This is a genomic window from Vineibacter terrae (assembly GCF_008039615.1).
Taxonomy (GTDB): Bacteria; Pseudomonadota; Alphaproteobacteria; order Reyranellales; family Reyranellaceae; genus Vineibacter; species Vineibacter terrae.
This window is the reverse complement of sequence record NZ_VDUZ01000001.1, coordinates 1-16,792: the sequence shown is the minus strand read 5'-3', so window position 1 is coordinate 16,792 and position 16,792 is coordinate 1. Positions and strand designations below refer to the sequence as shown.

General features: G+C 68.0%; 20 protein-coding genes. 12 read left to right on the top strand and 8 right to left on the bottom strand.

Going from position 1 to position 16,792, the window contains the following annotated elements:
• Positions 1-196 precede the first annotated feature (196 nt).
• The 4 genes from FHP25_RS00100 to FHP25_RS00085 all read left to right on the top strand — a co-directional run bounded on the left by FHP25_RS00100 (position 197) and on the right by FHP25_RS00085 (position 3,602).
• On the top strand, positions 197-490 hold the full coding sequence (locus tag FHP25_RS00100; RefSeq protein ID WP_147844841.1) for a hypothetical protein: 294 nt from the start codon (positions 197-199) through the stop codon (positions 488-490).
• A 166-nt stretch (positions 491-656) separates the two neighbouring features.
• Entirely contained in the window at positions 657-1,868 is a 1,212-nt protein-coding gene (locus tag FHP25_RS00095; RefSeq protein ID WP_178133173.1) for a porin, read from the top strand.
• Between the two features lie 343 nt (positions 1,869-2,211).
• Entirely contained in the window at positions 2,212-2,583 is a 372-nt protein-coding gene (locus FHP25_RS00090; RefSeq protein ID WP_147844839.1) for a YciI family protein, read from the top strand.
• Positions 2,584-2,885: 302 nt separating this feature from the next.
• On the top strand, positions 2,886-3,602 hold the full coding sequence (locus tag FHP25_RS00085) for a glutathione S-transferase N-terminal domain-containing protein (RefSeq protein ID WP_147844838.1): 717 nt from the start codon (positions 2,886-2,888) through the stop codon (positions 3,600-3,602).
• A 4-nt stretch (positions 3,603-3,606) separates the two neighbouring features.
• Here FHP25_RS00085 and FHP25_RS00080 read toward each other — a convergent pair whose 3' ends face one another.
• The 3 genes from FHP25_RS00080 to FHP25_RS00070 form a co-directional block, all read right to left on the bottom strand.
• A complete protein-coding gene (locus tag FHP25_RS00080) occupies positions 3,607-5,118 on the bottom strand; it encodes a PAS domain S-box protein (RefSeq protein ID WP_218578105.1) in 1,512 nt (503 codons plus the stop codon).
• Positions 5,119-5,195: 77 nt separating this feature from the next.
• Positions 5,196-5,609: a response regulator gene (locus FHP25_RS00075; protein WP_178133172.1), complete on the bottom strand. Its 414-nt coding sequence runs from the start codon at positions 5,607-5,609 to the stop codon at positions 5,196-5,198.
• A 122-nt stretch (positions 5,610-5,731) separates the two neighbouring features.
• Positions 5,732-6,541, bottom strand: coding sequence for an SDR family oxidoreductase (locus FHP25_RS00070; protein WP_147844835.1), 810 nt, complete (start codon positions 6,539-6,541; stop codon positions 5,732-5,734).
• A 106-nt stretch (positions 6,542-6,647) separates the two neighbouring features.
• Here FHP25_RS00070 and FHP25_RS00065 point away from each other — a divergent pair, with 106 nt between their 5' ends.
• On the top strand, positions 6,648-6,932 hold the full coding sequence (locus tag FHP25_RS00065) for a hypothetical protein (RefSeq protein WP_147844834.1): 285 nt from the start codon (positions 6,648-6,650) through the stop codon (positions 6,930-6,932).
• Between the two features lie 27 nt (positions 6,933-6,959).
• Here FHP25_RS00065 and ku read toward each other — a convergent pair whose 3' ends face one another.
• From ku to FHP25_RS00050, 3 genes are all read right to left on the bottom strand, one after another.
• A complete protein-coding gene (gene ku, locus FHP25_RS00060; protein ID WP_147844833.1) occupies positions 6,960-7,856 on the bottom strand; it encodes a non-homologous end joining protein Ku in 897 nt (298 codons plus the stop codon).
• A gap of 199 nt (positions 7,857-8,055) precedes the next feature.
• On the bottom strand, positions 8,056-8,598 hold the full coding sequence (locus FHP25_RS00055; protein WP_218578104.1) for a chromate transporter: 543 nt from the start codon (positions 8,596-8,598) through the stop codon (positions 8,056-8,058).
• Positions 8,595-9,245, bottom strand: coding sequence for a chromate transporter (locus FHP25_RS00050; RefSeq protein WP_218578103.1), 651 nt, complete (start codon positions 9,243-9,245; stop codon positions 8,595-8,597). The genes FHP25_RS00055 and FHP25_RS00050 overlap by 4 nt, the downstream gene beginning before the upstream one ends.
• A gap of 74 nt (positions 9,246-9,319) precedes the next feature.
• On the opposite strand from FHP25_RS00050, the gene FHP25_RS00045 reads away from it, so the two are divergent.
• Both FHP25_RS00045 and FHP25_RS00040 read left to right on the top strand, forming a co-directional pair.
• Positions 9,320-10,660, top strand: a complete 1,341-nt coding sequence (locus FHP25_RS00045; protein ID WP_147844832.1) for a PQQ-dependent sugar dehydrogenase — start codon at positions 9,320-9,322, stop codon at positions 10,658-10,660.
• A gap of 170 nt (positions 10,661-10,830) precedes the next feature.
• The gene (locus FHP25_RS00040; protein ID WP_147844831.1) at positions 10,831-11,274 is read left to right on the top strand and encodes a hypothetical protein; all 444 of its coding nucleotides are present in this window, start codon (positions 10,831-10,833) and stop codon (positions 11,272-11,274) included.
• A gap of 364 nt (positions 11,275-11,638) precedes the next feature.
• Here FHP25_RS00040 and FHP25_RS00035 read toward each other — a convergent pair whose 3' ends face one another.
• Positions 11,639-12,055 (bottom strand): hypothetical protein, encoded by a 417-nt coding sequence (locus FHP25_RS00035; protein ID WP_147844830.1) that lies wholly within the window; start codon positions 12,053-12,055, stop codon positions 11,639-11,641.
• Between the two features lie 286 nt (positions 12,056-12,341).
• Here FHP25_RS00035 and FHP25_RS00030 point away from each other — a divergent pair, with 286 nt between their 5' ends.
• Positions 12,342-12,713: a response regulator gene (locus tag FHP25_RS00030; RefSeq protein ID WP_147844829.1), complete on the top strand. Its 372-nt coding sequence runs from the start codon at positions 12,342-12,344 to the stop codon at positions 12,711-12,713.
• Between the two features lie 201 nt (positions 12,714-12,914).
• Here the strand turns inward: FHP25_RS00030 and FHP25_RS00025 are convergent, their stop codons facing one another.
• Positions 12,915-13,301, bottom strand: coding sequence for a PRC-barrel domain-containing protein (locus FHP25_RS00025; RefSeq protein WP_231712158.1), 387 nt, complete (start codon positions 13,299-13,301; stop codon positions 12,915-12,917).
• A gap of 102 nt (positions 13,302-13,403) precedes the next feature.
• Here FHP25_RS00025 and FHP25_RS00020 point away from each other — a divergent pair, with 102 nt between their 5' ends.
• From FHP25_RS00020 to FHP25_RS00005, 4 genes are all read left to right on the top strand, one after another.
• Entirely contained in the window at positions 13,404-14,231 is an 828-nt protein-coding gene (locus FHP25_RS00020) for an amidohydrolase family protein (protein ID WP_147844828.1), read from the top strand.
• Positions 14,228-14,668, top strand: a complete 441-nt coding sequence (locus tag FHP25_RS00015) for a FixH family protein (protein WP_147844827.1) — start codon at positions 14,228-14,230, stop codon at positions 14,666-14,668. Before FHP25_RS00020 ends, FHP25_RS00015 begins: the two co-directional genes overlap by 4 nt.
• Positions 14,668-15,849: a cytochrome-c peroxidase gene (locus FHP25_RS00010; protein ID WP_147844826.1), complete on the top strand. Its 1,182-nt coding sequence runs from the start codon at positions 14,668-14,670 to the stop codon at positions 15,847-15,849. The genes FHP25_RS00015 and FHP25_RS00010 overlap by 1 nt, the downstream gene beginning before the upstream one ends.
• A gap of 238 nt (positions 15,850-16,087) precedes the next feature.
• Entirely contained in the window at positions 16,088-16,705 is a 618-nt protein-coding gene (locus FHP25_RS00005; protein ID WP_147844825.1) for a glutathione S-transferase N-terminal domain-containing protein, read from the top strand.
• Positions 16,706-16,792: the final 87 nt, after the last annotated feature.

The window sequence follows — 16,792 nt, the reverse complement described above, 5'->3', positions numbered from 1 at the left end:
CAAAACGGGCAGGGCGCGCGCAAACGTCGCGGTTGTTCGCGTGGCGAGAGGACACGTACGCCGTGTCCCGATCCTTGAGATTATCTCATCCTCACCAATACAAATTTTCCACTGTGGCGGTCTTGCGGCGGAAAAGTGGCGCACTATGTGAGCGCCGTTACCTGAGCGATGAACACTCAGTTACGGTGGAGGACCTATGTCACATCGCGTGACAGCAGCCGGCCTGGCGCTCTGCCTTGCCTTCGTGGCTGCGCCGGCGATCGCGCAAAATGTCACAGTCGAATCCGATGATGCTGCCTACTGCAAGAAGCTGGCGAATTTGCAGAGCCGGTACGCCGGCTCGGCGAACACCAGCGCCAGCCTGCAGACGGTGACAGCGCTGAATGATTGCACGAATGAGCGTGCCGCCGCGGCCATCCCGCAGCTCGAGCAGCGTTTGCGCGCCGCCGGATTCAATCTTCCGGAGCGGGCCGTGGGGGCGCGGCGTTAGTTGCCGTTGTGCCTCTTCAATAAAGTGGTAACACGCATCGTGTAGCGACGAGCGCAAGGGGCTCCGCCGGGGACTCCTTGCATCGTCATAGGGGCGCTGCGTTCGCAGCGCGAGTCCTGTTGGGGGCTAATAGAAGATGAGATACGCGTTATTGGGTTCGACGGCGTTGCTTTCGAGTGCCGTTCTCGCTGCTCCGGCACTCGCCGCCGATCCGATCAAGCTTGAGCTGAAGGGCTACTTCCAGGCCTTCATCACGCTGGGTCATATCGACCGTGACGTTTCCGGCACGACTGGCACGAGCTATCGCCCGGAAACCTTCCGATACGAGGGCGAGATCTGGTTCACCGGCCAGACCAAGCTCGACAACGGCACGACCGTCGGCGTGCGCATCGAGCTGGAGGCGTGGTCGCAGGGGGGTGGCTCCACCTCGACCAACGACCAGATCGACGAGGAATACATCTTCGCCTTCGGCGACTGGGGCCGTGTCGAGTTCGGCGCCCTCAACGACGCGTCGTACCGGATGGTGTATGCGGCGCCGTCGGCGCTGACGGGCTGGGGCTTCCAGGATCCCAACATGGGCCATCGCGGCAACGGCTTCACGGCCTCGAACAACGCCGGCCGTGCCGCCACCGTGACACCGGGCATGAGCGCGGCGATGGGCGCCAATTCCGGCGACGCCAACAAGGCCACGTACTACACCCCGCGCATCGCCGGCCTGCAGATCGGCGTCTCGTACACGCCCGAGTTCAACGGCACGGCGAGCGCCGCGCAGTGCGCCTCGCGCACGAGCGGCGGCAACTTCACCAACTGCCCGAGGAACTCCAACGAGTGGCATAACGCGCTCGACATCGGCGTGAACTACCTCAACAAGTTCGGCGACGTGTCGGTGGCGCTGTACGGCGGCTACTTCAACGCCGGCTTCGACCGTGGCACGGCCGGCGGCGCCAACAACAACGTCGGCGGCATCATCCCTGCGGCGGCCAATGCCAACGGCCGCTGGAAGAGCTGGGCCACCGGCGCGCAGGTCGCCTACGGCGGCTTCACGCTCGGCGGCGGCATCGGCCGGGACAACAACGGCCTGAAGGGCGACAACGCCACGCGCTGGTATGCCGCCAGCCTGATGTACGAGACCGGTCCCTGGCAGATGTCGGCCGGCTGGTGGGGCGGGCGCAACAACGAGAAGTCGGTGGCGTCGACCACGGCGCAGAACCGCGCCGGCAAGGACAAGATCGACATGTTCGAAGTCGGCGGCAACTACGCGCTGTCGCCGGGCATCAAGCTTGTCGGCGGCTTCCAGTACGTCATGGGCTCGGGTCAGTCCAAGAGCGAGAAGGCTGATTCCTGGGCCGTGATCATGGGCACCGTCCTTACCTTCTAAGGTGACGGCGCCTCTGCTCCGCCGCGCCATCGGTGGAGCAGAGGCGCCGACGCGGCTTTCGCTGAGGTGAAAGCGCCCGTCGAGCCGGGGGTGTGTTCGTCTCGAGCGAAACGAAGGGCCTGTTGAGCTGACGATTGCGCTGGCCACGGGGCGGTTTGCCCAGCACCTCGTGGAGCGGCGCGATCCACAGCTCGACGGGTCCTTCCCATTCGACCAGCCCGAAGCGCCAGTTGCCGTGCAGGAGCGCGACCGATCTGCAATGCGATTCCTGGCGTGGACCGCTTGATGCCGGGCCGGCGGCGGGATATTCGGCCCACCCGGTCACCGTCAGGACGAGACCCCGATGCTTTATGCCATCCTTTGCTACAATGCCGAGGTCATGACCTCGGCGCTGCCCAAGGCGCAGGACGACGCGATGATGGCGGAGCTGACGCGGGTGCAGGCTGGGCTGCGCGCGCAGGGCAAGCTGGGACCGGTAGCCCGCCTGATGCCCACGACCGCGGCCGCGACGCTGCGCGCCGGCAGCGAGCCGGCGATGATGGACGGCCCCTTCGCCGAGACCAAGGAGCAGCTGCTGGGCTTCTATGTCGTGGACTGCGCCTCGCACGCGGAGGCGGTCGCGATCGCACGCCAGCTGGAAGCGCCGCGGAGCGCCGCCGGGCTCACATCGGGCGCGCTGGAGATCCGCCCGATCGCGACGTTCCAGCCGGGCTAGCAGCAGCAACGCTGTCGTTTGACCTTCCTCCGGGAGGGGCAGGGTGATCGCCTATGGCGTAGCGCCGCGCTGCCGCCCTTTCTGTCATCCCGAGCGGAGCGAGGGATCTCCTGCGAATAGCGCACCGTGCGCCGTGCCGCAGGAGATCCCTCGCTACGCTCGGGGTGACAAGGCGAGCCATAAGTCACACACTTCGGGCGCAGCGAGGGATGACGTGAGGGCGGTCGCCGGGAAGGCGATTGAGTCGCGGACAGGGCGGGCGGTACAGTCGCGCAAATCACCCGCCATGCCGGAGTCTGCGAATGATCGACCTCTACTACTGGCCGACGCCCAACGGCTGGAAGATCAGCATCATGCTGGAGGAATGCGCGCTGCCCTACCGGCTGGTGCCGGTCAATATCGGGGCCGGCGAGCAGTTCAAGCCCGAGTTCCTCAGGATCAGCCCCAACAACCGCATGCCGGCCATCGTCGACCATGCGCCGCCGGGTGGCGGCGATGCGGTCGCGGTCTTCGAGTCGGGCGCCATCCTGCAGTACCTCGCCGAGAAGACCGGGCAGTTCATGCCGAGTGACCTGCGTGGCAAGTACGAGGTGCTGCAGTGGGTGAATTGGCAGATGGGCGGCCTGGGGCCGATGGCCGGCCAGGCGACGCATTTCAACGTCTATGCGCCGCAGTTCAACCCGGTCGAGAAGCTGACCTACGGCCAGGACCGCTACACCAACGAGGTCGGCCGCCTGCTCGGCGTGCTCGACAAGCGGCTGGCCGACCGTGAATTCGTCGCCGGCGCCTATTCGATCGCCGACATGGCGATCTGGCCGTGGGTGCTGCCCTACAAGAACTTCAAGCAGAATCTGGACGAGTTCCCGAACCTGCGGCGCTGGTTCAGTGACACGATGGGCCAGCGGCCGGCAGTGCGCAGAGGCAAGGAGGCCGGCGCCGAGCTGCGCCGGCCGCAGACCGTGCACAGCGAAGAAGAGCGCCGCATCCTGTTCGGGCAGACCGCCGCCACGGTGCGCTGAGGCGTCACCCCGCCAGGCGTGAGGCGGGCAGCATCAGCCGGATGGTCAGCCCGTCCGGCTGCCACTCCCAGGCCACGCTGCCGCCGAACTGGCCGGTCACGATCCGGCGCGCCAGCTGGCCGCCGAAGCCTTCGCCGCCCGGCGGCTCCTGCAGCGCCGGCCCACCGCTCTCCTGCCAGGTCAACCGCAGCTCGTCGCCGCCATCGAGGGCGCAGTCGATCATGACCCGGCCTGTCGGCAGGCAGAGCGACCCATATTTCGCGGCGTTGGTCGCGAACTCGTGCAGGATCAGCGCCAGGCTGGTGATCGCATTGGTGCCGACCGGCACGTCCGGCCCGTTGACGACCACCCGCGTCCGCTCTTCCTCGCGCCGCGCGTCGACATAGGGCGACAGCACGGTATGGATGATCGCGTGCAGGGTGGTGTCGCGGGTGATGGCATCCGGGGTGACGATCAAACCGGGCCGCGTCAGGTCGTGGGCGCGCGTGAGCGCGCTCAGCCGGCCCTGGATGGCCTCGGCCATCTCCGTCGGTGTGCGCGCGGCGCGGGCGCTGAGCGCCACGACGCTGTTGGTGACGGCGAACAGGTTCTTGATGCGGTGGCTCATCTCGCGCACCAGCAGGGTCTGCTGTTCCTGGGCACGCTTGCGTTCGGTGATGTCGTGCGCGATCTTGGAAGCACCGACGATGCGGCCATTGCCGTCCTTGACCGGCGAGACGCCGAGGGAGATGTGCAGCAGGCTGCCGTCCCGGCGTCGGCGGATGGTCTCGAAGTGGTCGATCCGCTCGCCCCGGCGGATACGGTCGAGGATCGTGGTTTCCTCGGCCTGGCGGTCGGGCGGGATGAGGATCGCGATCGACCTGCCTACGGCTTGCTCGGCCGTGTAGCCGAACAGCCGCTCGGCGCCCCTGTTCCATGTGGTGATGACGCCGTTCAGGTCCTTGCTGATGATCGCATCCTCGGAGGATTCGACGATCGCGGCCAGCAGCTGGGCCGATCGCTCGGCTGCCTTGCGCGCCGTGATATCGAGTATGCTGGCCAGCGTGCGCTGGGCGCGCGCGCCTTCGAAGGCGACGGTCAGGATCACGTCCAGGCGCTGCCCCGTCAGGGTCCGCAGCACGGTCTCGCTCTCGACGCGCCGCTGTCCGGTCCACAGCGCGACGAGCTGGTCGATCAGGGCCGCCCCGGTCTCGGGCAGCAGGACGTCGGCAATCGAGCCCAGCAGCGACTCCTTGTGCCGTGTGCCGAACATGCCGAGGCTGAAATCATTGACGTCCGTGACGCGAACCCGACGGATCGCGTCCGCCAGCCGGTCCGGCCGTGCCGCGAAATAGGCGCTCAGATCGACGACGCCTTCGGCACGGATCTCGTCGAGAAGGTCGAGCACCGCGGAGAAGTCTTCTTCCCAAACGGCGATGGGGACGTTGTCGAAGATGCCGCGGTAGCGAACCTCGGCGTCGCTGCCGTCGGATGTCGCCGATCCGGCATTTGCGCGCGGAGGATCTGAACGCCCCAAGAAACAGCTCCCCGTATATTGGGCAAGAGCATGCCCCGAAAACGCACGCGAGCATCCTACGTTCCGCGGCATCGGATTCAAGCCTGTCCTGGCGTCGTCGTGGTGCGTCGGCCTTGCAGAGCCTGCCGCAGGGTCGCGACGACAGTATCGGTGGGACATGGCTTGAGCAGGAAGGGCCGGTCGCGGTGGCGTTCGGAAACGGCGTCCGGCGACTGGCCGGTGAGGATCACGAAGGGGATCGCACGCTCGTCCAGGGTATCGGCGATCGGCATCGAGGAGCGGCCGTCCCTCAGCCTGAGGTCGAGCAGAACGACGTCCGGGCGCCAGTATTGCAGCTCCTGCAGCGCTTCGGGCACCAGTGTGACCAGCTTCACGCTGGCGCAACCGGCGGCGTACAGCTCGCGCTCGACATCCCAGGCGAGGATGAACTCGTCCTCGACGACCAGGACACGGCTGCCGACCAGTCCGTCACCGGCATGACCTGCCATCATCGACCTTTCTTCTCCGATCGGTTCCGCGGGCCTGCCCCAGCCGCGACCTCCGACGGCTGCAGCTGCAATGCTCTTCGGGGAGCCATTGTTCCTCCGTCCGGCAACCGGCATTGTGCATGGCGTCAGCCGTTGTCGCGGAAGGCGGGGTAAAGCGTCATGCCGCCGTCGACGAACAGGGTCGTGCCCGTGACGTAGTCCGAGTCGTCCGAAGCGAGCCAGAGGGCTGCGCGGGCGACATCGTCGGGCTCGCCGATGCGGCCGTAAGGGATGAGCCTGAGCAGCGCCGCCATGGCGGCCGGATCCGACCAGACCGCTTCGTTGATGGGCGTGCGGATCGCTCCCGGCGCAATGCCGTTGACGCGGATCTTCTTGTCGGCGACTTCCTGGGCGAGCGATTTCATCATCAGCATCACGCCGCCTTTGGAGGCGGCATAATTGATGTGGCCCGCCCAGGGGATGACCTCGTGCACCGAGCTCATGCAGATGATCTTGCCGCGGGCGCGGCCCTGCGGGGGCGGGGCTTGCGCCAGGAAGCGCCGGACCGCTTCGCGGGCGCAGAGGAACTGGCCGGTGAGGTTGATGTCGATCACCGTGCGCCAGGCCTCGAGTGTCATCTCGGCGGCCGCCGCATCCTTCTGCAGCCCGGCATTGGCGACCAGGATGTCGACGCCGCCGAACCGGCCGGCAAAGTCATCGAACATCCGGCGCGCATCCTCTTCCTTCGAGACATCGGCGGGCAGCGCCATTGCTTGGCCGCCGCCATCGCGGACCTCGCGCAGGGTCGCGTCGGCGGCCGCGGCGGCGCCGCGATAGTTCACGCCGACCGTGGCGCCGGCGCGTGCGAACACCCGGGCGATCTGCGCGCCGATGCCCGAGCTTGCGCCCGTGACGATCGCCCGTTGCTGGCTGAGCTGTCGATCGGTTGGCGCCATGATCGTGCTCCTTTCAATCTTCACGATTGTTTTCACTTGTCGATGCCCCGTACCCGCCACAATCCAATGCCCAGATCCACGTCACCCAAGCTGTCGGGAGCTCACCATGCTCGAACGCGGCCGATTTGTGCGGCCGGCCCGCTGGGCGATCGGCGGAGGGCCGGAGCACCTGGAGTCCGTATCGCAGGCAGAAAGCGCCGTGGCGGCGTGGCTTGCCCGGACGCCGGACCGGTTGGAGCACCGCGAGGAGCGCGAGCGCATCCTCGCGTTGCGCCAGATCTTGCGCAACAGCGGCCCGTATCCGTCGCCCGCCGACCTGCAGTCGGCCAAGCTGGCGATCAAGGGCTTCGTGCAGTTCGCACGGTCGCAACACGAGGTGAAGCCGTCCTAGCGGCATCATCGCAGGGCCGGCCGCACCTCACGCCGCCTTGCGGCGCGTTCGCGGCCTGGATGCCCGCTTCCTGGACGGGGCGCGCCTGGCGCGGGCATGGGCCTGCAGATGCTTGCCGGCGCGCTGCTTGTTGTCGTCGCTGCCGTGGCCGCCCTCCAGGCTGCGGCGCAAGGCATCCATCAGGTTGATGACCTTGCCGTCGCCGGCATCTTCATCCGGCTCGCTGACCCGGACGGGCTTGCCCTTGCGCTTCTCGGCGATCAGCGCGCGCACGGCCTCCTCGTAGCGGTCGGTGAAGTGCGACGGGTCGAACTCGCCGGCCTGCTGCTCTATGATCCTCGCCGCGATGTCGAGCGTCTGCCTGTCGAGCCTGGGCACCTTGATATTGCCGCCGACGTCCTCCATCGCCAGGACCTCGTCATGGGCACGCAGCGTGGTCAGCAGCATGGCCTCGCCGCGTGGCTCGATGGCGCACACGCGCTCGCGGGTGCTGACCACCAGACGGCCCAGCGCAACCCGTTCCTGCGTCTGCATCGCCTGGCGGATGACGCCGAAGGCCTCGATGCCCGTCTTGCCGCTGGGGAACAGGTAGTAGGGCTCGTCCCAGTAGATCCGGTCGATCGAGTCGAGCGGCACGAACTCCTGGATGTCGATGGTGCGTGTCGACTCGAGCCTGACCGAAGCGAAGTCCTTCCTGTCGAGCAGGACATACTGCCCCTTCTTGAATTCATAGCCTTTTACAAGCTCGGAGCGTGGCACCTCGCCGAGCTCGGGATCGACCGTCACCATCTTGATGCGGTTGTGCGTCCTGGGGTGCACAAGGTGGAAATGGACGTCGTGCGCGGCCGAGGTGGCCTTGTAGAGCGCCACCGGACAGGTGACGAGCGAGAGCTTCAGATGTCCTTGCCAAGTGGGTCGTGCCATGGCGTCGTCCCTCACGTGAAGCACCGCAACCGCCAGGACAACGCTTCTCGCGGGTCAGCGTTGCAACAAAGGCCCCGCCGACGCAGGCGCCGGCGGGGCAGGGCTTGCGGGTCGGAGGGCGCGGGGGGTGGCCCCGGGGGGAGAAACGCCCTCCACCAGGACTACGCCCATGCCGGTCCAGGGTTGCGTCGCGCGGTGGTCAGGCGGACAGGCCCAGCCTGAAGCAGGCGACGCCGACGGCTGTCGCCGTCGCCAGGGCCCAGAGGGGATTGCGGTCGCTCAGGACGATGAAGCCGGCCGCGGCGACGGTGATCATGACACCAAGCGCGTCGTGGTCCGCGGCCTGCGCCATCACGACACCGCTGGCGAGGATCAGCCCGACGGCCACCGGCACGAGGCCTGCCTTGGCGATCTCGATCCAGCGCGTGTGCGACCAGCGCGCCACCAGCCGGCCGGCGGCGAAGGCGAGCACCGAGGAGGGCAGCATGATGGCGGTGGTGGCCACGGCGAGGCCGGCCGGCCCGGCCATGTGCCAGCCGATCAGGCTGACCACCAGCACGTTCGGACCCGGCGCGACCTGGGCGATCGCGAACAGCTGGGTGAAGGTCGCGCCGTCCATCCAGCCGAGCTGGTCGACGACCTGGCGGTGCAGCTCCGGCACCACGGCATTGGCACCGCCGATCGACACCAGCGACAGCGTGGCGAAGGCCACGGCCATCTGCAGCAGCAGGTCGTCCTTCACGCCCGGCGCTCCCACACCGCGCCGGCGACGCTCAGCAGCGCCAGCACGATCACCGTCGGCAGCAGCGGCAGCCGCGCCAGCCCGACGGCGGCGAAGGCGAGCAGGCCCACCAGCAGGGCCAGCCGCGTCGGCTTGAGCTTCACCGCCATCTTCACGGCCGTGCCGATCACCAGGCCGGCGGCGGCCGACGCCGCCGCCTCGACCGCGATCCGCACGTCAGGGACGGTCGCGAACGAGGCGTAGAGCGACGCCAGAACGACCAGGATCACCAGCGGCATCGCCATCATGGCCAGCAGCGCCAGCATGGCGCCCGGCGCGCCATGGAAGCGATCGCCGATCATCACGGCCGCGTTCATGGTGTTGGGGCCTGGCAGCACCTGGCCGATGCCCAGGATGGCGGCGTATTCCTTCTCGCTGAGCCAACGGCGCTCCTCGACGATCACGTGGCGCGCCCATGGCGCCACGCCGCCGAAGCCCAGCAGGCCGATCTTGAGGAAGCCCAGGAAGAGCGCCGTGCGGGTGACGCCGGGTGGGGGTGCTGCCGCTGCGGCACCGGACTCGTAATCCGCCATGTTCCCTGCCTTGCTCATCGGATGGTCGCACGGGATGATGCGTGCGATCGGGGCGCGCGCGATCGGATCGTCCATCCTATCGGAACCGGCGCGCTGCGATCCCGTTGAATCGCGCGGCGCATGAAGCTGGCGCTGGAGCGGGAGCGTCGATGAAAGCGATCGCAAGGATCCTGTTGACCGTGGCCGCCGTCATGCTGATCGGCGGTGCCGCGGCTGTTTTCCTGCTGTCCGGCGACACGGCGACGCTGCCGGACGAGGCGTCGGTGGGGCCGAACCCGACACTGCCGCAGCCCACGACCTCCCTGGTCCCGACAGTGCACATCGCCACCGCCAAAGGCTGGCCGCCCGGCGTCGCGCCGATGCCGGCGCCGGGGCTGTCGGTGAAGGCCTATGCCGCCGGCCTCGACCATCCGCGCTGGCTCCATGTCCTGCCCAACGGCGATGTCCTGGTTGCCGAGACGAATGCGCCGCAGCGGCCGCAGGAAGGCGGCGGCATCCGCGGCTGGGCATCGCGGATGGTGCAGGAGCGGGCCGGCGCCGGCGTCGCGAGCGCCAACCGCATCTCGCTGCTGCGCGACGCGGACCATGACGGCGTTGCCGAGACGAAGACGGTGTTCATCGCCGGGCTGAACTCGCCCTTCGGCATGGCGCTGGTGGGCCAGGATCTCTACGTCGCCAATACCGACGCCATCCTGCGCTTTCCCTACGCCACGGGCGCTACCGGGATCGACGCGCCGGGCGAGAAGGTCGTCGACCTGCCGGCCGGTCCGCGGAACCACCACTGGACCAAGAACCTGATCGCCAGCCAGGATGGAAGCCGCCTTTACGTCACTGTCGGCTCCAACAGCAACGTGGGCGAGAATGGCCTCGACGCCGAGGTGAGCCGGGCCGCGATCCTGGAGGTCGATCTTGCGACGCGGCGCTTGCGCGTGTTCGCGTCCGGCCTGCGCAATCCCAATGGCATGGCCTGGCAGCCGCAGACGGGTGTGCTGTGGACCGTGGTGAACGAGCGCGACGAGCTGGGCAGCGACCTCGTCCCCGACTACCTGACCTCGGTGAAGGAGGGCGGCTTCTACGGCTGGCCGTTCAGCTATTGGGGCCAGCACGTCGACGCGCGGGTCACGCCGCAGAACTCGGAGCTGGTGGCCAAGGCGATCGCGCCCGACTACGCGCTGGGCAATCACACGGCATCGCTGGGGCTGGCGTTCTCCAGCGGCAGCCTGCTGCCGCCAGCTTACAGAAGCGGCGCGTTCATCGGCCAGCACGGCTCATGGAACCGCAAGCCGCGCAGCGGATACAAGGTGATCTTCGTGCCGTTCGCCGACGGGCGGCCGTCGGGACCGCCGGTCGACGTCCTGACGGGCTTCCTCGACCAGGACGATGCGCTGGGCCGTCCGGTCGGTGCCGTGATCGACGGCGCCGGCGCCCTGCTGGTCGCCGACGACGTCGGCAATGCCGTCTGGCGGGTGGCGCCGGCAACGGTGCCATAGGCTGCATCTGCCGCCGTCGGCTCGATCGGCGGGGGGCTTTCACAAAATGCGGCGGGACGGTCCGCTGGACCTTGTCTCCGTCGTTTGACCGGTGCAAAGTCCCGGCCTGTTGACGTGCCTAGCGGCGCGCAACGCCACGATCGTTTGTCGTTCGCTCGTTGAGCACGGCTGTGATCTGCAACTACCACATCATTCATTTTCGCCACGGGCGCGCCTTTGTGACTGCGGCCGCGCTGCGTGTGCACATTCATATGCCGGCGCACGACCGATGCGCCGCGACAGAAGGGAAAGCCGCCATGTCCGAAAGAGGACAGTTCATGCGCCCCACGCCGTGGGGCGTCGGCGCGGGTCCGGACAAGATCCGATCCATTGCCCAGGCCGAGGCAGCCGTCGATGCCTGGCTGGAATGGGCGCCGGATCGGTTCGCATATGGCGAGGAGCGGCAGCGGCTGCTCGACCTGCGGCAGGCGCTGCGCCACGGTGGGCCCGAGCCGTCGGCAGCCGACCTCGAGTCGGCGAAACGGGCGATCAGAGGCTTCGTGCGGTTCGCGCGCCTCAAGGAAGGGCGCCGCCGGGCTGCCTATGCCTCGTATCGGGTGTCAGCGCGCCACTGAAACGGGGATGCGCATGACGCACGAGAATCTGCCGGAGGACCGTTCGGCAGGGGGGAGGTCTGGCGATGATCCGGCGTCCCCGACCTGGGCAGGGCATTCGCATATGCCCCTACCGTCATCCCGAGCGTAGCGAGGGATCTCCCGCGAATGGCGCACCGTGCGCCTTGCCGCAGGAGATCCCTCTCCTGAGCCTGTCGAAGGGGGCGCTCGGGATGACAGCGAGGTCATATGCGAATGCCCTGCCGACCTGGGGGTGGCGGACTACGCCGGAATGCTGGGCGGTCCGTTGATCGTGATGCTGTTGATCGCTGTCCTCGTCCTGGCCTGAACGTATCGTGGCCCAAGCGAGCGGCCGGTGTTCCGTCTATATGGCGCCAGCTTCATCGAGGCCCGGGCGCTCGCAGAGCGAGCTCGCGACGTGGTCGCGGTATCGTACCAAGGCATCACGGGATTCCTGCAGAACCTCGAGCAGGGCTTCCGCCCGCGTCACGTCGCGGCCCAGATGCCGCAAGCGGCGGATCAGCGTGGTCTGGCGCTCGATGCGAAACGAGGCGTTGGCCACAAACTGGTTCATCCTGGCCAGCTCGTCGAGAGGCTGTCCGCGGACGGTGACCACCACTTTCGTGAGGTGATAGCACTGCGGGCATTCGAACGTATGGCGCGTCCGCCGCTGTTTCCGGGGATGCGGCTCGATAGCGGCGACATAGGTGCGGCCGCCGCACCGCTCGCAAGCGGGGCCTGCCGGCAGCTTGAGGAACAGACCCTCAGACACGGGAACCATCGCGTCATCCGTCAATCCGGTTGGCCATGGCACCTGACGCCATTTGCAGCCTATGCTCGCAAACGTCGCCCCTGCGGATTGGTTGCGCCCCTATGCGCTTTCCTGCCGACCCGGCAACATGGTATCGGCCGCCCGGGGAACCCCGGGGCAGGCAAGGCGTTGCCGTCGAGGGGCTACCGGCGCCGCGCGCGGTATCCGCGATTGTCAGCCGTCGGGAACAGCCGACATCCATGCCCTTGCTATGGCATCATCAAGCCCCGAAAGAGGAATGGAAGCCGAGCCATCGATGCCCAACCTGGAGGAATGCCGCGTTCTGATCGTCGAGGACGAGATCCTTATGGCGATACTCCATGAAGATGTTCTGCGGGACGTAGGGTGCCGGCATCTGGCCGTTGCGGCTTCGGTTGACGAAGCCGTGGACAAGGTACGCGCGTGGCAGCCGCACGCGGCCATCCTCGACCTCAACCTACAGGGTGAGAAATCCTTTCCTGTGGCCGATGCGCTGGACGCAGCGGGGGTGCCGTTCGTGATCGTGTCCGGCCACAACCGCAGCATCCTTCCCGCCCATCACGCCGGCCGGCCGTTTCTCGACAAGCCATACCCGCCGCAATTGCTGCTGGCGGCGCTGCGGCAGGTGCTCGACAACCCGGATTGCTAGTGCTGGGAATCGGTGGAAGGTGGATCGCGACCGTCATCCCGAGCGCAGCGGGATCTCCCGCGAATGGCGCACTGTGCGTCCCACGCGGGAGATCCCTCGCTGCGCTCGGGATGACGGATGTATCAGCAACCTGCGATTCCCAGCACTGGATTGCCCTGGGAACAGGTGCCGGCGGCGATCGCATGCCGACGGCTGGAAGCTTCAATCCCAGTACGAGCGCGCGCCGTAGTACTTGTCAACGCTGCGGCCATATTCCTCCGTCCACTCGAAGTCGGTGCCGGCATGAGCCGGTGCGTCCTGCAGCCGGCGCTTGTCGAGGTTCACGATGTAGCCGCCCTTGCTGTCGTCGTACTTGAGCTCGCTCCAGGGCAGCGGGTGGAACTTCTCACCGATGCCGAGGAAGCCGCCGAACGCCATGATGGCGTACACCGCACGGCCGGAGACCTTGTCGAGCATCACATGGTCGACGAAGCCGAGCTTCTCGCCGGCCGGGTTGTAGACATGGGTGCCCTCGACCTTGTCGGCAGCGATCAGCGGCCCGGATGTCATCTGCGCCTTGGCGTTCAGCTCGGCGGTCTGGCGGTCCATGGTCGGCTCCTCTGCTGCTCTCGTATCGTGAACGACATGGTATGACCGGGTTCCATGCTACTGTGCGCCGACCATGCCGCGTCGATCGAATGGGGGCTCACGATGCGACTCCTTGCCGCCATGGGGCTTGCGCTGTCGGTGCTGGCGGCGCCCCCCGCCGGCGCCGCCGATATCCTGCCGATCTTCGATGCGCACCTGCACTACAGCCACGATGCCTGGGAAAGCGTGCCGCCGCAGGAGGCGATCGCGATCCTGCGCCAGGCCGGGCTGAAGCGCGCCATGGTGTCGAGCTCCAACGACGACGGCACCCAGCGCCTGCTCGCGGCCGCGCCCGACCTCATTGTGCCCGAGCTGCGGCCCTACCGCACGCGCGGTGAGATCGGCACCTGGATGCGCGATGAGACGGTGCTCGCCTATGTCGAGGAGCGCCTGAAGAAATATCGCTACGCCGCGATCGGCGAGTTCCATGTCTACGGCGCCGATGCCGACCTGCCGGTGGTGCGGCGTCTGGTGGAGCTGGCCCGCCAGCACCGGCTGTTCCTGCACGCGCATTCGGATGCCGATGCGGTCGACCGGCTGTTCCTCCAGGATCCGCAGGCCCGGATCCTGTGGGCCCATGCCGGCTTCGCGCGGCCCGAGGCCGTGCGCGAGATGCTGGCCAGGCACCGCCATCTGTGGTGCGACCTGGCGTTTCGCAGCGACCACGCCACCGGCGGCAAGGTCGATGCTGCCTGGCGTGCGGTGTTCGAGGCGTTTCCCGACCGCTTCATGGTCGGCACGGACACCTTCACGCCGGAACGCTGGCACTATATCGGCGAGCACGCCAACTTCTCGCGCGCCTGGCTGGCCGACCTGCCCAAGGACCTTGCCGAGCGCATCGCCTGGCGCAACGGCGAGGCGCTGCTCGGCCGCATGATGGACGGGCGATGACGCTTGCGGGTGCCGGCCGGCCCATGGGCTTGCCCGTCGTCGGCGCCGGGGTGCTTACCGTTCTCGCGGCCGCAGCCGCCGCGCAGGCATGCCAGCCGTCGCTGGCCGGGGAGGCCGTGCGCGTGCTGCGCGCCCCGGCTTATGCCGTGGCCTATCGCACCGAGCCGCGTGATGTTGCCGTCGGGGCGCCCTTTGCGATCGAGCTGGCGGTGTGCGCCGCCGCCGGCGCGGCAGACGTGGACACGCTCGCCGTCGATGCCGAGATGCCGGCGCATCGCCACGGCATGAACTACCGCCCCAGCGTCAGCGCGCATGGCGACGGCCGCTATCGCGTTGAAGGCCTGCTGTTCCACATGCCCGGCCATTGGCGCCTGACCGTCGAGCTGCGTGCCGGCGCGCGGGTCGAGCGCCTGGCCGACGACCTGCAGATCGAGTGATGCGGGCGCTGCTCGCCACTCTGGCCGCGGCGGCCGGCATCCTGCTGGCGGCACCGGCCGTCGCGCAGGCGCCCATGCTCGGCGAGGCCGAGACGCGGCGCGTCCTGGCGCACGGGCCATGGCCGCCGGCGCCGCCGCATGATCCCAGCAACCGCGTCTCCGGCCAGCCAGCGGCGATCGCCCTGGGCGAGCGCCTGTTCTTCGACCGCCGGCTCTCGGGCGACGGCGCGATGGCCTGCGACTGGTGCCACGATCCGGCGCGCGACTGGAGCGACGGCTTCGCGCGCGGCGTCGGCAAGGCGACGCTCGATCGCAACACGCCGGCCTTGTGGAATGTCGGCCTGCAACGCTGGTTCGGCTGGGGCGGGGGGCACGATTCGCTGTGGTCGCAGAGCCTGCGGCCGCTGCTGGAGCCGCGCGAGATGGGCGGCTCCGCGGCCCAGGTCGCGGCGCGGGTACGGGGCGACGCGGATCTCGCCTGCCGCTACAGGCAGGTGTTCGGCCAGGCGCCATCGTCCATGGACGACACCGGCTTGCTGATCGCCACCGGCAAGGCCCTGGCCGCGTTCCAGGAGACGCTGGTCAGCGGCCGCACGCCGTTCGACGATTTCCGCGACGCGCTGGCGCGCGGCGATGCCGCCGCCATGGCGCGCTACCCGCAGGATGCGCTGCGCGGCCTGCGGATCTTCATCGGCAAGGGCAGCTGCTCGACATGCCATGTCGGGCCGCTGTTCACCAACGGCGAGTTCGCCGATATCGGCGTGCCGTTCTTCCTGGCGCGCGGCGGTGTCGATTCCGGCCGCCATGAGGGCATCCGCCAGGTGCGGGGCAGCGCCTTCAACCTGCTGGGGCCCTACAACGACGATCCCGGCGGCGCGACGCGCCTGCGCACGCGCCATGTCGAGCTGCAGCACCGCAATTTCGGCGAGTTCAAGGTGCCGTCGCTGCGCAACGTGGCGCGCACCGCGCCCTACATGCACAACGGCGCGCTGGCCGACCTGCGCGACGTGGTGCGGCACTATTCCGAGCTGAACGAGGACCGCCTGCATGCCGACGGCGAGCGCATCCTCAAGCCGCTGCGGCTGGATGCCGGCGAGACCGACGACCTGATCGCCTTCCTGAGCACGCTGTCCGACACCACGCCGCCGTTCCGGCGCCGCGTGGCCGACACGTGTCCTTGAGCACCTCGATCTCCTCTCCCGTCGTGCGGGAGAGGAAGGGGCCCATTGCGCGAAGCGCAATGGGAAGGTGAGGGGCCAAGGACGAGGTGCCGTGTGTGAGGCCCTCACCCGACGGCCGCTTGCGCGCCCGTCGACCTCTTCCGCATGCGGGAGAGGTGAGAAAGCTGGCGGGTGGCGCGCGCCTGGAGGATGGCCTAGTGTCGGCTTCATCCACAGGACGATGGCCAACGGGGGAAGGATGATCGAGCTTTATACCTGGGCGACACCGAACGGGCGCAAGATCAGCATCATGCTGGAGGAGTGCGGACTGCCCTACAGCGTGCACAAGGTCGACATCACCAAGAACCAGCAGTACACGCCCGACTTCCTCAAGGTGAGCCCGAACAACAAGATCCCCGGCATCGTCGACACCGATGGCCCGGGCGGCCAGCCCTATGCCTGCTTTGAGTCGGGCGCGATCCTGCTGTACCTCGCCGACAAGGCCAACCGCTTCCTGCCGGCCGATCGTGCCAGGCGCTTCGATGCCATCCAGTGGCTGATGTGGCAGATGGGCGGGTTCGGCCCGATGCTGGGGCAGACGCATCATTTCGTGCGCTTCGCATCAGAGCAGGTGCCGTATGCGATCAAGCGCTTCAGCGACGAGACGCGGCGGCTCTACGGCGTGCTCGACAAGCGTCTGGGCGCGGTCGAGTGGTGCGGCGGCGCCGAGTACAGCATCGCCGACATCGCCACCTATCCCTGGGCGGCGCGGCATGAATGGCACAAGATCGACCTGGCCGAGTTCCCCAACGTGCGGCGCTGGTACGACCAGATGGGCCAGCGCCCGGCCGTGAAGAAGGGGATGTCCGTGCCGTAGGGGAGGGCGCATCCCTTCCTTGTGGCAACTGTCATCCCGAGCGCCCCTTCGACAGGCTCAGGAGAGGGATCTCCTGAGCCTGTCGAA

Excerpts from the sequence above, each read along its gene's own strand:
- FHP25_RS00100 (WP_147844841.1), top strand. The coding sequence starts at position 197 with ATGTCACATCGCGTGACAGCAGCCGGCCTGGCGCTCTGCCTTGCCTTC.
- FHP25_RS00090 (WP_147844839.1), top strand. The coding sequence starts at position 2,212 with ATGCTTTATGCCATCCTTTGCTACAATGCCGAGGTCATGACCTCGGCG.
- FHP25_RS00085 (WP_147844838.1), top strand. The coding sequence starts at position 2,886 with ATGATCGACCTCTACTACTGGCCGACGCCCAACGGCTGGAAGATCAGC.
- FHP25_RS00075 (WP_178133172.1), bottom strand. The coding sequence starts at position 5,609 with ATGATGGCAGGTCATGCCGGTGACGGACTGGTCGGCAGCCGTGTCCTG.
- FHP25_RS00070 (WP_147844835.1), bottom strand. The coding sequence starts at position 6,541 with ATGGCGCCAACCGATCGACAGCTCAGCCAGCAACGGGCGATCGTCACG.
- FHP25_RS00065 (WP_147844834.1), top strand. The coding sequence starts at position 6,648 with ATGCTCGAACGCGGCCGATTTGTGCGGCCGGCCCGCTGGGCGATCGGC.
- ku (WP_147844833.1), bottom strand. The coding sequence starts at position 7,856 with ATGGCACGACCCACTTGGCAAGGACATCTGAAGCTCTCGCTCGTCACC.
- FHP25_RS00050 (WP_218578103.1), bottom strand. The coding sequence starts at position 9,245 with ATGGACGATCCGATCGCGCGCGCCCCGATCGCACGCATCATCCCGTGC.
- FHP25_RS00045 (WP_147844832.1), top strand. The coding sequence starts at position 9,320 with ATGAAAGCGATCGCAAGGATCCTGTTGACCGTGGCCGCCGTCATGCTG.
- FHP25_RS00035 (WP_147844830.1), bottom strand. The coding sequence starts at position 12,055 with ATGGTTCCCGTGTCTGAGGGTCTGTTCCTCAAGCTGCCGGCAGGCCCC.
- FHP25_RS00030 (WP_147844829.1), top strand. The coding sequence starts at position 12,342 with ATGCCCAACCTGGAGGAATGCCGCGTTCTGATCGTCGAGGACGAGATC.
- FHP25_RS00025 (WP_231712158.1), bottom strand. The coding sequence starts at position 13,301 with ATGGACCGCCAGACCGCCGAGCTGAACGCCAAGGCGCAGATGACATCC.
- FHP25_RS00020 (WP_147844828.1), top strand. The coding sequence starts at position 13,404 with ATGCGACTCCTTGCCGCCATGGGGCTTGCGCTGTCGGTGCTGGCGGCG.
- FHP25_RS00015 (WP_147844827.1), top strand. The coding sequence starts at position 14,228 with ATGACGCTTGCGGGTGCCGGCCGGCCCATGGGCTTGCCCGTCGTCGGC.
- FHP25_RS00010 (WP_147844826.1), top strand. The coding sequence starts at position 14,668 with ATGCGGGCGCTGCTCGCCACTCTGGCCGCGGCGGCCGGCATCCTGCTG.
- FHP25_RS00005 (WP_147844825.1), top strand. The coding sequence starts at position 16,088 with ATGATCGAGCTTTATACCTGGGCGACACCGAACGGGCGCAAGATCAGC.